A 13,029-nucleotide genomic window follows, 5' to 3' on the forward strand; every position below is an offset into this window, starting at 1 on the left:
TGAGCTACGGGAGCACCCCAAATCCAAATGGCACAGACGGGTAGGTGATGTACGTGAGCGGTTCGACGTACCACCGGTTCACGTGGCCGAGGAACGCCCCGTTGCTGTTCGTGGTGAGCTCGTAGGGCGACACTCCGTGACGGGTCACCAGCAGGAAGTCGGGATTGCCGGCTCCACCCACGTGCTCGAAGTGCGGCTGGACGTCCGGGTGCCTGGCCACCGCCCGCTCCATGGCCTTGCCGTAACTCGCCTGGGCGAATTTCGGATCGGCTTCCGTCGCGGCCCGCTCGGCCGGAGTGAGCTCGTCGAGATAGCTCTGCGGGTTCTTCTGGAACTCCTGGTGCACTTCGTCGGTGACCCTTTGCAGCGTCTCAGCGGGATCCTCGCATCCTATCGAAGTGAAGAGCTCGTCCTCGTCGCAGCCGTCGGAAGCGACCGGGCGCCAGGTGGCCTTGCCTCCACCGCCACCACCGAATATCTCGTCGAGGAGCGCGTCGACGCCCTGATCGACGGGACTCTCGACTCCCAGGACGAAACTTCCCACCTCGATCGTCAGACCGATGGGGTTCCTCTTGGCGCCGAATTTCGTGCCGCCCCTGACGATCTTCTCGAAGGTGTCGGTGACATCGCCCCACGACAGGTGTCCGTCGATCTCGATGAAGGTGATCGGGTTGCCGCCCGTGAACGCGTAGCGGTTCCCGGTGAACGGGTCGGCCGCCAGCTCCATGTCCGCCAGTGCGCCGTTGTACAGGTCCCGGGTGACGAACCTGTTCAGGTCCGGGCTGTAGTCACGGAAGCCCATGTCGTACGTCTCGGACCGGGAATCCCAGCGCTTGGAGTTGTAGCGGTAGGCGTTGTACTCCTCCTTGGCCGGGTCACCCGCGTCGGGCTTGTCGATACCGGTGAACTCCGACTCATCGTCCGAGCCGTAGGCGGTGTAGCCGTACGTGGCCTTGGTGTTGCCGTCCTCGTCCGTGAGTGTCTCGACGTCGGTGTGGCTGTTGTAGCCGTAGTAGCTGTCCTCGGTCGTGCCGTCGGTGTTGTGCTTGATCTGCGACAGACGCTCGCCCCAGGGGCTGTACTGGTAGGACCTGGTCAGGGCTCCGGAGACCTCCTCGTTCAGGACTTCCTTGGACAGGCCGAGGTAGTTGAACGTGGTGGTCTTGCCGTCGGCGGTCTTCGACGAGGTGCGGTCGAGCGGGTCGAAGGTGTACTTCGTCGTCTCCAGCGCGCCGCCGGAGACCATTTTCTGGTCCTCGACGACGTGGTCGAAGCCGTCGTAGACCTTCCGCTCGATGACCTGACCGCTCGCGGTGACCGACTCCTGGCGGCCGAACGGGTCGTAGTTGTAGTTCGCCGTGGCCCCGGAGACCGTGGCGGTCAGCAGCCTGTTGCGGTCGTACTCGAACTCGGTGGTCTCGTTCTTGACCGTCTGCCGGATGACGTTGGCGTTGTCGTCGTGGACGTAGGTCTCCGTGCCGGCGCCGTTTCCGGTCTTGACCGTCTCCTTCAGCCGGTCGGCCGGGTCGTAGGCGTAGTTGGTCGTCGACTCGAGATAGGCCGTGTTGTTGTCGGCGTGCATCTTCTTCGTCACGTCCTGCGCCTTGTTGCCGTTGGCGTCGTAGGCGTAGGTGTGCGAGGCGACGAGGGTGCCGTTGGCCTTCTTCTCGGTCGACGTCTTCACGGCGGCGTCGAGGAAGTACGTGTAGTCGACGGTGTTGCCGTTGTCCTTGGTCTCCTTCACCCGCTGGCCGCGGTCGGAGTAGATGTACGACGTCACCTTCGGGTCGGTGTCCGTCGCGCTCTTGCCGACGGAGATGGTCTTGACCAGCTCGCGCAGGTCGTAGGTGTACTTGGAGAACTGGTCGGGGTGGGTGACCGTTTCGGGCTGGCCGTTGGCGTCGTAGGTGTACGACGTGTTCTTCTTCTCGGCGCCGGCGAGTGCCTCGGTGACCTTCTGGACCTGGTTGAGGCCCGTGTAGGCGACCGTGTAGGCGTCGATCTTCGCGGTCGACGAGGTGTCGTCGATCTTGGTGAGGTTGCCGTTGAGGTCGTAGCTGTAGGCGAAGTCGGTCTTCTCCGTGTCGGCGGGCTCGCCGCTGGTGCTGCGGACGAGCTTGACGCCGTCGGCGACGACCGTGCCGGCGCTGTTCTGGAACAGCTGAAGCTTGGCGGCGTTGCCCTGCTTGAAGGCGTACGCGCCGAGCGAGACCCAGGTCGCCTGGTTAGCGGTGGCGTTCTGGTCGATCGTCTTGTCGACCGTTCCGCCGTCGTACGTCACCGTGTACTTGGCGGTCGTTGCCGCGCCCGTGACCTTCGGGAACTTCACGTACGCGGTGTACGTGCCGTCCTTGGGGATGTTCAGGGTCCAGGTGTACGCGTCCGTGCCGGTGCCCGCCGCGTGGGTGCGGTGGTCGTAGCCGTGCTGGCCGGTGACGTTGCCGGCGGTCCAGGTACCGGTGGAAGCCGTGTTCTGGGTGTCGGAGTTGTCGACCAGGACGACCGACTGGCCGACCGGGACGCCGTCGTCGGACTTCGCCTTCAGCTTGCCGTCGGCGTAGTAGGACCATGTCATCGTGCGGTTGGACGAACCGCCCGCCGAGGTCACGGTGCGCTTGGTCTGCTGCCCGACCTCGTTGTAGTCGTAGGCGGTGGCGATGTCCCACGGGTCCGTGGACGACTCCACCCAGCCGTTGTCGAAGTAGCTGTACGACGTGTCGTTGCGGACGGTCTCGCCGTCGGACGGCGGCAGCGAGGTCTTCGCGACCCGGCCGATCTTGTCGTAGACCGTCTCCGTGTAGACGTTCGGGTTGTTGTAGCGGGAGTCTGCCGGGTCGTAGGGCTGGTACTGCCTGACCGGACGGTTCAGCTCGTCGTAGTCGGTTCGGGCCGTGAAGGCCGTGGTCGTGCCCGCCGCGACGGCGCGCGGGGTGATGACCTTGACGGTGTTGCCGGCCTGGTCGTATTCGTACCTCGTCGTGCGGTAGGTGATCGGGGTGGTGCCGGAGTGCGGCACCTTGACCTCGGTCTGTTTGCCGCGCTCGTCGTAGGTGATGGTGGTGGTGTTGTTCTCCGGGTCGGTGGCCGAAGTGATCAGGGAGTCCTTGTCGTAGCCCTGCTTGGTGGTCTTGCCGGCCGCGTCGGTGACGACGGTGGCACGGTGGTTCAGGTCGTAGGCCGTCCGGCTGCTGTAGTCGGTGGTGTCGGCTGTCGCGTTCTTCTTCGGGTCGACGACCGTGACGATGTTGCCGACGTTGTCGTACTCGTAGCTGATCTTGTCACCGGCCGCGTTTATCACGGAGGTGAGCTGGTAGATCTCGTCGTAGTGGTTGGTGGTGAGGTAGTCGGTCGCGTCCGTCGTCGTCGCCGTGCCCTTGGGCTCGGTCGTCGTCCTGAGATTGCCCACCTTGTCGTAGGTGTACGTCGTGGTGCGCGGAGCGGTCAGGTTGTTCACCGGGGCGGTCGCCGAGGTGACCTGGTCCGCCTTGTCGTACACGGCCGTGGAGACGGCGCCGTTCGGTGCCGTGGACCTGGTGACGTTGTCGTTGGCGTCGTACTCGGGTGCCGGAGTGGTGATGAGGGCGCCGGTGTCCTGCTTCTTCGGCACCGTCTTCACCAGCGGGCGACCGTAGACGTCGTACGTCTGCGTGGTGATCTTCTGGTTCGCGTCGGTGACCTTCGTGACCCGGCCGTGGTCGTCGTAGACGAAGTCCGTGGTGAACGTCTTCGCGTCCGTGACGCGGTTCGGGTACCCGGTGGGGCCGAAGGCGGAGTACGTCGTCGGGTTGCCGTTGGCGTCGGTCGCCTTGGTCAGCCGGCCGTAGGCGTCGTACTCGTACTTGGTGGTGTAGTCGTCCGCGGCGGAGGTCGCGACGCCCTTGGGGTCGGTGACGGTCTTGAGGTTGCCGTACGTGTCGTAGCCGAACTGCCAGACGCGGCCCTCGGCAGAGGTCTTGCGGAACAGGTCCGCGGCGAAGCCGTCGGCGCGGGTCTGGTACTCGAACCTCGCCGTGTCGGCCGGATAGGTGCCGGGCGCGCACTCCGAGGCCTGCGGGACGCCGTTCTTGTTGTTCTCGGCGTCGCGCTGCCAGAGGGGGTATCCGGTCTTCTGGTCGTAGCAGAAGGCGGTCTTGGCGCCGTTGTCCTCCTCGAGGTAGGTGACGTTGTTGTCGGTGTCCCAGCTCATCTTCGTGGTCTGGGACTTGGCGTTGACGGTCTGCACCGGGCGTCCGAAGTCGTCGGTGACGTACTCGGTCGCGTGGTTCTCGGCGTCGGTGACGGTGGTGTCGGTGAACTTCGTGTTCGTGGTGTTCGCCGCGTAGGTGAAGAGGGTGTCACCGCCGAGACGGTCGGTGATCTTCTTGGTCCACCAGTGGTACCTGGGGTCGTCACCGGCCTGCGGGGCGTGGTAGTCGAGCATGGTGTCGTGGCCACGCGGGTCGGTGGCGGTGACGAGCTTGACGTTCTTGTTGCCCTGGGTGGCGTCGTAGGTGAAGGCGAACACCTTCGGCTGGGCGGAGCCCGTGCCGTCCGTGAGCTTGGTCAGCAGACCCTGGTCGGAGTACTCGAAGGTGAGCTTGCGTACCGGGAGGCCGGCGACCGATCCCGAGATGTCCGTGATCGACTTGACGTGGTCGGCGATCTTCGGGCTGGACGCCTCGGCCTTGGAGTAGTACTCCACGGTCAGCGACTGCCGGCCGGCCGGATCGGTGATGTAGGAGAGGAACTTGACCGGCTTGTTGTTGGACTTGCGCTCTTCGTAGGTGTAGGTCTGCGTGTTGCCGTTCTTGTCGACCACCGAGGTCAGGTAGCCGTCGCAGCCGAAGAGGAAGCGGGTCCCGTCCGGGCGCAGCAGCGTCCAGGCGTCCGGGACCGGGTCCTTGTCCGGGGTGCAGTCCAGGCCCGGCTTCATGGTGATCCGGTAGTGGACGCCCGCCGGCGCCTTCCAGGTGCCGTCCTCCTGCTTGGTGAACACGTGCGTGGTGCCGTCGCCGTCCGGCAGGCGGATCTCACGGGCGTTCGCGCTGGGGTTGGGATGGAAGTCCAGCGGCGCACCCAGACGGACCGGACCCGCGAGCTGCGCGGACCAGCCCGCGCCGAGCACCGTGTCGCTGGTGTCGAGGGAGTTGTAGGAGAAGCGGGCGAAGGTGGTCAGGCCGCGTCCGGGGTTGGTGAAGGCGTTGTAGGACCACACGCTGTTGCCGGAGGCGAGGTTGTTCATCACCGTCGCACCGGCACCGGTGTTCTTGCCCGTGTAGGAGTAGAACTTCTCCAGGCCCAGGGAGTTGGAGGTCGGGTCCTCGACCGCCACGTTCTGCTTCAGGGCCGGGATGCCGCCGGTGCCCGCCGACAGCCAGCTGCCGTCCGAGACCTTGCGGACGTCCCAGCCGAGGACGTAGTCGGTGCGCTTGTTCCCGCTGTCGCTGTTGACCGGCGTCTTGACCTGCGCCTGCACCAGGGTCGACTGGCCCGGTGAGAGGGCCGGGAGGGCCGTGGCGGCCTGGTTGCCGCCGGTGGTGGCGTCGGTGCCGTCCGGGAGCTTCCAGGTGTAGGACAGCTCACGTTCACCGGCGGCCCAGGCCGTGCCGGTGGTGTTGGTGAGGGTGAACTCGACCGTGTACGTGGAGTTCGGGGTCATCCGGGCCGGTGTCCTGGGGGCGTAGTACGTCGACTCGGTGGTGGAGTCGATGTAGGTGACGACCAGACGCGGACGCAGCTTCTTCTCGCTCGCCTCGGAGGACAGGAACACCGTGCGCTCCTGCTTCACGCTCTCGTCGGCCATCTTCACCAGCACGCCCTGCTGGGAGGCGGGTGTGGTCACCCAGCCCTGCACCAGGGAGGCGACGCTCCAGTCGTGACGGGCCGGGTCGTTGCTCATGGCCGGGGCGGTGTCCGAGACCGTGGCGCCGAAGTCGCCTCCGGCGGTGGTCCAGTCGGTGTTGGCGTTCGCCTTCACCCACGTCGCCGACGCCTCGTCGAAGTCGCGGGTCAGCGGGCGCAGTTCGTAGACGGCGCCGGTGTTCTCCGTCGTGGTCTGCGTGCCCCACATACGCATCGTCGCGTCCAGCACCCGCGCACCGGCCGGGATCCCGGACAGGGCCGGGAACTTCAGCAGCGCACGGGTGTCGCCGTAGGTGGGCGAGTTGTTGCCCACCGCCAGCCAGTTCTGCGCCACCCCGTCCGTGAGCGTGTCGTGCGGGAGCGTCGACTCCGTCTGCGAGAGCGTCGTGTCCTGCCCCGCCTCGATGATCTTCGTGGTGCGGCCGGCCTTGGGCAGGCGCACCAGCTGTGCCGGCGCGCCGGTCACCTGACCGTCGGCGGTCTTGACGGCGACCTGGTAGTAGTACGCCCGCCCGAACGGGTCCGCGCTGTCCGCGGCCGTCGGCGTCGCCGAGGTGTCCGTGTACTGGGTGAGGGACTTGGACACCGGGGAGACCAGCGTCGCCGCCGAAGGCGTGAACGTCTGGTAGACCGACCGGTGGACCTGGTACTCGACGATGTCGTCACCGGTCGCGGCGGAGGGATCGGCGTACGCCGACCACTTCAGCTCCGCACCCGTGTCGTGGATCGTCGTCGGTGCTTCGAGCTCGACACCCGGCCGGCCGTAGGTCAGGAGCAGGCGGGGGTAGTTCGCGGTCTCGCCGCCGTAGCCGAACTCGCTTCCCTCGTAACGAGGTCCGCCCTTCGGTGCGTTCGCGGATTCGTCCGCCGCCTTGATCACGAAACCGTGGTTGCTGTTCGCCCCGTCGATCCACGACTGGACGGTCCTGGTGACCGGGAACGAGTGCCAGACGTTGGCCTCGGACGGTGGTTTGGTGACCACACCGCCCTTGGTGAAGCGCACCGCGTCCGCCAGCACCGCCGTCGTCGTCGAGGCCGGACCGTCACCGAGGACGATCCTGCCGGCCGTGCCCGCCTTGAACGGGTGTGTGCCCAGCGTCTTCCACACACCGCCGGTACCGGACTGCTGGTTGACGGTGTAGGCCTTCGACCCGCCGTTGTAGGTCAGCGTGTAGGGGGCGTTGGTGGCACGGTCCGAGGCGGGCACGTAGTGCACCTGGACCTGGTAGTCGCCGTCCTCGGGGAGGTTCGGCTGCCACGTGTAGGTGTTCCCCGCGACCGAGTCCTTGTTGTACAGGTAGTCCTGGTTCACCGCGTACTGCGTGTACGCCGTGTTCCCCGAGGCGGGCCATGACCCGGACGCGGCGGTCGTACCCGCGTCCCCGTCGTCGACCAGGACCGACGTACCCGACAGCTCACCGGTGATGCCGTTGGCGCTGTTCCAGGTCGCGGTGTCCTCGCGCCATTCCTGGGTCGCCCGGTGGGCCTCCAGATGGACCTCGGTGTCACCTGCGGTGTGGGTCTGGTCGTAGTACAGCTTCAGCTCGGCGGCGTCCAGCCGCGTGCCGGCGGGCACCCCCGTGAGCGGGAACTTCACCAGCGCGCGCGAGGAGCCGGTGGAGGTGTTCCCGACCGACAGACGCCAGTTGGTGTCGTAGTTCGACCCGGGACCGTCCGAGGAGATCATCACGTCCTGAGCCGTCGACGGCGTCGGAGCGATCTGGATCGTCGGATCGATCGTGACCGGGTACTGCCGCTCCGGCGCCGCAAGCCACTTCGCGTCCGGTGTGACGGTCAGCTTCCAGGCTTTGCCGTCACGCGACAGGGACTGCTGCACGGCGGTGCTGTAGGCGGTGCCGTAGGGGGACTCGGCGTCCTTCCTCGTGTCCGCCATGAACGGTGCCGGGATGACCAGAACCGGGCTGGTGCCCTCGCCGTAGAAGGCGATGGAGCCGTCCTCCGCCGCCTTCGGCGTGAGCCCGTCCACGTCCAGGTCGAAGACGAACTTCACCGGACCGTCGGGCTGTTCGGCCAGGAGAATGTTCTCCTTCACCCGGCCGGCGCCGACCTCGTACGACAGGTCGGCGCCGGAGACCGCGTCGCGGTAGGTGACGGTGTCACCCTTCGCCACGGGGGAGAGGTTCTTCGCCCCCTCCAGGCCCAAGGTGACCGCGTGACCGTCGGCGGACTCCACCCGGACCATTCGGCTCGCGTCCTTGCCGAACCAACTGCGTGTCGCGTTGGTGGTGTTGGCGAACAGGAACCCGGCACGGGCCGACTTCGCCACCCGCGTCTCGACGGCCCGCCACGCCTTGCCCGTGAGGTACGAGGTCGGCACTGCCGACACCTCGGCCTGCACCCGCCCGTCCGACAACTGCCAGAACCGGCTGTACGCCGTACGCCGCGCGGTGAGTTCCTTGACGCGCTTCGGCTTGGGAGTCACCTTGCCCTTCGGCAGCTTCTGCCGGTCCGCGACACCCGCCTCGTCGTGCGAAGCCGGCTCCGCCGACTCCTGCTCCTCGTCGTCTCCGATCCAGCCCGTGATGCCGTCGACGAAACCGCCGCCGTCACCCTCGGAACCGGAGGCGGCAAAAGCGACCTGTGGCAGCAGTGAACTCGTCACCGTGGCTGCCACAAGGCACGCCAGCGCCTTGCCCCATCTGATACTCACGCCAAACCTTTCCATCAACCGTCGTTGAAATCCACCGCATTTACCCGAGGGAACCGAGAAGGCTCCTGTCGAGGCCGAATGCGGTGGGTGCCGAGGTCTAGTCATCTGGCTGATGGCAAGTCAAGTGCGCAGACAATGCGGCCACTTGTTGCCGCAGCGCCTGCAAAACGCCCATATGGGCGGCCTCTTCTGTCCGATATTTCCGCTCACTGGAAACCGCCTGCAGAGATGGGGTATAAACCGGCAAGTCTCGGCTCGAGCGAGCCGGGTGTACGGGCAATTCACCTGCCGAGGGGGTAAATTCATGGGCGACGCGAGCACGAAGTCCGAGAAGTCCGAAGAACAGTCAGCGACAGGCGAAGGCGGCGCCCGGCCCGGCCGCCCGGACCGCGCCGGGGTCGTCACGGCCGCCGTGGTTCTCGCCGCGTGCGGCGGACTCCTGCTGTTCGGGCTGCTCTCGACGGGCGGCGAAGAGAAGGAGAGGGAGCGCGCGGTGCCCTCCGCCTCGGTCACCTACGAGGTGACCGGGACCGGTACCGCCGACATCACGTACCAGGCCCGCAGCGAGTCGGGCACGGCGACCGTCGTGAAGGCGGCCACCCTGCCCTGGCGCAAGACCGTGCCGGTGCCGCTCGGCCGCAGCCCCGTCGTCAGCATCGTGCTCGGTGAGACGGGCGGCCAGGCCCGCTGTGCCGTCGCCATACAGGGCCGACACCTCCAGAGCGCCACCGCCAGCGGCGACTTCGGCCGCGCCACCTGCACCGGCGTGCTGCCCGCCGCCGAGTCCGGACCGGAGTCGGACGACTCCGCCGCGGGCTGACCACGGCCCCCTTGGGCACCACCGCAAGCGAACGAGGACAGGGAAACACATGAGCCCCAGAAGAACCCGCGCGCGCCGCACACTCGGCCGCTCCCGCATCACCTGGCTGGCCGTCGGCATCACCGTACTCGGCGGTGCCGGCATGGCCACGGTCGCGGTGGCCACGGGTCCCGGCGAGGGCTCCGGCGGTGAAACGAACCGGCCCGCGAGCGCCGAGACCATGGCGTTCACCGGCACCGGCCAGGCCAGGCGCACCGTGCCGCGCACGCAGACCGAGACCTTCTCCTTGATCGGCGTCTCCTGGGCGGATCACACCAAGGAGTTCGACGGCACCGCTCAGATCCGCACCCGCAGCTCCGAGACCGGCGTGTGGTCCGAATGGCGCGATCTCGACCTCGACATCGTGGCGCCGGAGACGGACGAGACGAGCGCGGCCGACACGCGCGGCGCCTCGGAACCGTTGTGGACGGGGCCCTCAGACGCGGTGGAGGCCCGCGTCCTGGCTGACGGCGAGCAGACGGCCGTCCCCGCGGGGCTGCGCCTGGACATGGTCGACCCAGGGACGACGGCCGGGAACAAGAGCAAGAGCGCAGCGGCAAAGACCGGCAGGCACACGACGAAGGCCACGAGCACCCCCGGGGAGACGTCGACGGCGAGCCCCGCCGAGACGTCGTCGTCCGCGCCCGCCGAGTCGCCGTCGGAGACCACGGCCGAACCGACCGAGGCCACGCCGACGGACAACCCGCCGGCGGAGACCAGCCTGCCCGCGGAGACCAGCGCACCGGTCGAGTCACCCACGGCGTCCGCGCCCGCGGAGTCGACGAGCCCCGCGGAGTCGACGAGCCCCGCCGCTCCCACCGCGCCCGCGATCGTGAGCCGGGCCGGCTGGGGTGCCGACGAGTCGCTGGTGAAGGACCCCGCGGAGTACATCAGCAAGGTCGAGGCGTTCTTCGTCCACCACACGGCCGGCACCAACGACTACACCTGCGCCGACTCACCCGCGATCATCCGGGCGATCTTCGTCTACCACGTGCAGACGAACGGCTGGAACGACATCGGCTACAACTTCTTCGTGGACAAGTGCGGCACGGTCTTCGAGGGCCGCGCGGGCGGTGTCGACGAGCGGGTGCGTGGCGCCCACACCTACGGCTTCAACGGTGTGTCCTCGAGCATCTCCCTGCTCGGCGACTACGAGAACGGCGGCACCCCGACGCCCGCCGCCCTGTCGGCCGTCGCCGACGTCGCCGCCTGGAAGCTCGGCCTGGACGGCGTCGACCCGCAGGCCCAGGTGACGCTCACCGCGGCCGGTGACACCGGTGTGTACAAGGCCGGCGAGCGCGCCACGCTGCACACCGTCTCCGGTCACCGCGACGGCTACGCCACGCTGTGCCCCGGGCAGAAGCTGTACGACGAACTGCCCGCCATCCGCACCCAGGCCGCCGCCTCCCCGTACGCGGCCCGGTGATCCGACGGCCCCGCCCTGCCCACAGGCGGTGCGGGGCCGTCGTACGTCCTCAGCCGTGCGGATGGCAGGGCTTCGGCGACCGGGGCGACGACGCGGAGGATGTGCCGATGCCGATGCCGATGCCGATGCCGATGCCGATGCCGATGCCGATGCCGATGCCGATGCCGATGCCGATGCCGACGTCGCCGCTCGCCGCGAGCCGCCCGCCACGCCCGAGGCGCGGCGGCGCGCTCCTGCTCGGTCTCACTGGGCCGTTCGAGGGGCCTGCTGAGCGGATGGACGAGGCATAGCAGCAGCGGGCTGCCCCGATGACGAGGAGACCGAGGGGGAGCGACACCCGCAGCAGCACGACCGATCCCACGACCAGGCCGGTCGCGGAGGCGATGCCCACGATGAGGGCCGTGGTGACGGCGCCGAACCGTTGGGCGTCCTCCGTCGCGATGTTCGTCAGCTCACCGGGCACCGACCGTCCTCCGCGCCGCCTTCGGGTGCGAGGACACGGCCCACCATGTCGGTCCTGAGGCGGTGCGCGGCGGTCAGGGAGGCGCGTTCACCGGCCCATACGCTGAAGACCGTCGTGGTGAGCGTTGAGGAAAAGGCGTCCGTGAGGCGTCAGGTGGGGACTGGAAAGGCGAGCGAGAAACACCCTGTCGGCACCAGAGGGGGAGCCGCGCGCGTCCCGGCGGTGCGGCGACTCCCGGACGCGGGGCGGGCGGCGGAGGGCCGCCCACCGCGACAGGTTCCCGCGCCCGTCGGGCGGGTGCCGCCGGCCGACGGCTCGCCGTGTGCAGGTCCCGGCGGTGGTCACCGCCCGTCCGGGGCCGGCGCCGGACGGGGCGGGAGAGGCGGAAGCTGCCCCGGCCCGCTCCGCGTCCGGCTCCTGCCGGGACCCGCGCCGCCCGGGACCGTCCAGGCTGAATCTCGTGCCCCGGTGATCCATAGAACTGGCGAACAGTCAGTTCCTGTCGGCCGAGAGGGGTTTCCGAGGCCGCTCAGGCGCCGGAGGGGCGCACCCGCGCCCGGACGGCGGTCCCGGACACCACGTCCCGACCCGTTCGTCCGGCCTGCCGGATCAGCTGATGGCCGTGGAGGTGAGCACCGGGTTGGGGGAGGGGTAGCAGGATGTCGGCACGCTGACGGTGACGAAGAGGATCGGGACGCTGGCGGTGAAGGTCAGGCCCGGACTGCCATAGCTCGTGCCGGAGAGCCGGGTCTCGATGACACCGCCGGACGCCCCGGCCGTCAGGTCGAGGTTCAGCGCCGGCAGGGTGAAGGTCTTCCCGCCCCCGATCGGACCGGGTACCGACATGATGATCTCTCCGCCGCTCACCCGGACGCTGGGCGTTCCCGACCCGAGTCCGGAACCGCCGGTGAGGCGGGTGCCGGTCACCGTCGCGTTCGTCGGGAGGGGGGCCTTGAGCGTGATGTCCTTGATCGACTTGACCGTGTAGCCGCTGACCGAACCGGGCACCGTCATCGGCTCGGTGGCCAGGGTGACCGAGAGGGCGCCGCCGGGCGCGACCGTCTCCGGCGCGACGGCGTCGACACCGGCGGAGAGGTCGAACTGCTGCGCGGAGCCGATCGGCGGGCTGGCCTGGCAGTCCAGGTCGAGGGTGGTGCCGGCCGCTGAAGCAGGGCCCATGGCCAGGCACGTGAGTGCCAGGGCCGCGGCCGCCGCCATCGGCAGACGTATGTGTGCGGATCTCGGGCTCATGACCGTCCTCCTCCGGGATGGGGGTACCTCGGGCGGACGTCGGCGCACAGGCCGACTGTCTATCGCGGGCATGACAGCACCTCTTACGTGTGAAGTACAGGGCCGTGCAGGCGCCCGCGGCGCGGGTGCGGTCCTGCACCGGAGCGCGAGGGCAGCGAGAAGGCGGATGCGGGAGGCTGTGGCGGGGAACGACTCGGTGCCCAGCAGAGCACCGAGAACCGCTTGGCTCGCTACCCCCAGCTGTACTCCCGTGTCGGCTTCGTCCACCACTACAAACCGCTCTCCAAGGACGGACCCAAACCCCTGAACATCCGAGAAAGGACCTGTACTGCCTGCGGCACCGTCCACGACCGGGATACCAATGCCGCGATCAACGTGAAGACGGCCGCCGGACCGGCGGTATCGGCCTGCGGAGCGCCGGTGAGACCAGGAGCAATCCCGGCACAGCGCGAAGAAACAGGAAGCCACGGATTCCCGACCGAACCCCGTGCCGCGTAGCGGCACAGCAACGATCGAGA

The 13,029-nt window shown here is 68.3% G+C and carries 6 protein-coding genes; 3 read left to right on the forward strand and 3 right to left on the reverse strand.

The window, feature by feature from the left end; genetic code table 11:
- Positions 1-4 precede the first annotated feature (4 nt).
- A complete protein-coding gene (locus ACFYR0_RS27420) occupies positions 5-8,527 on the reverse strand; it encodes a DNRLRE domain-containing protein (protein WP_389333484.1) in 8,523 nt (2,840 codons plus the stop codon).
- 289 nt (positions 8,528-8,816) lie between these two features.
- Here ACFYR0_RS27420 and ACFYR0_RS27425 point away from each other — a divergent pair, with 289 nt between their 5' ends.
- Positions 8,817-9,332 (forward strand): hypothetical protein, encoded by a 516-nt coding sequence (locus ACFYR0_RS27425; protein ID WP_389333487.1) that lies wholly within the window; start codon positions 8,817-8,819, stop codon positions 9,330-9,332.
- Between the two features lie 49 nt (positions 9,333-9,381).
- Positions 9,382-10,797: an N-acetylmuramoyl-L-alanine amidase gene (locus tag ACFYR0_RS27430; RefSeq protein WP_389333490.1), complete on the forward strand. Its 1,416-nt coding sequence runs from the start codon at positions 9,382-9,384 to the stop codon at positions 10,795-10,797.
- Between the two features lie 49 nt (positions 10,798-10,846).
- Here ACFYR0_RS27430 and ACFYR0_RS27435 read toward each other — a convergent pair whose 3' ends face one another.
- Together ACFYR0_RS27435 and ACFYR0_RS27440 are read right to left on the reverse strand one after the other, a co-directional pair.
- The gene (locus ACFYR0_RS27435; protein WP_389333493.1) at positions 10,847-11,260 is read right to left on the reverse strand and encodes a hypothetical protein; all 414 of its coding nucleotides are present in this window, start codon (positions 11,258-11,260) and stop codon (positions 10,847-10,849) included.
- Between the two features lie 609 nt (positions 11,261-11,869).
- Entirely contained in the window at positions 11,870-12,511 is a 642-nt protein-coding gene (locus ACFYR0_RS27440; protein WP_389333496.1) for a cyclase, read from the reverse strand.
- A gap of 222 nt (positions 12,512-12,733) precedes the next feature.
- Here ACFYR0_RS27440 and ACFYR0_RS27445 point away from each other — a divergent pair, with 222 nt between their 5' ends.
- The gene (locus ACFYR0_RS27445; RefSeq protein WP_389333499.1) at positions 12,734-13,009 is read left to right on the forward strand and encodes a zinc ribbon domain-containing protein; all 276 of its coding nucleotides are present in this window, start codon (positions 12,734-12,736) and stop codon (positions 13,007-13,009) included.
- Positions 13,010-13,029: the final 20 nt, after the last annotated feature.

Origin of the sequence: Streptomyces sp. NPDC005017 (genome assembly GCF_042873115.1) — a bacterium.
Classification (GTDB): domain Bacteria; phylum Actinomycetota; class Actinomycetes; order Streptomycetales; family Streptomycetaceae; genus Streptomyces.

Bases quoted from the DNA above. Each gene is read 5' to 3' on its own strand.
- ACFYR0_RS27420 (WP_389333484.1), bottom strand. From the start codon at position 8,527: ATGGAAAGGTTTGGCGTGAGTATCAGATGGGGCAAGGCGCTGGCGTGC.
- ACFYR0_RS27425 (WP_389333487.1), top strand. From the start codon at position 8,817: ATGGGCGACGCGAGCACGAAGTCCGAGAAGTCCGAAGAACAGTCAGCG.
- ACFYR0_RS27430 (WP_389333490.1), top strand. From the start codon at position 9,382: ATGAGCCCCAGAAGAACCCGCGCGCGCCGCACACTCGGCCGCTCCCGC.
- ACFYR0_RS27440 (WP_389333496.1), bottom strand. From the start codon at position 12,511: ATGAGCCCGAGATCCGCACACATACGTCTGCCGATGGCGGCGGCCGCG.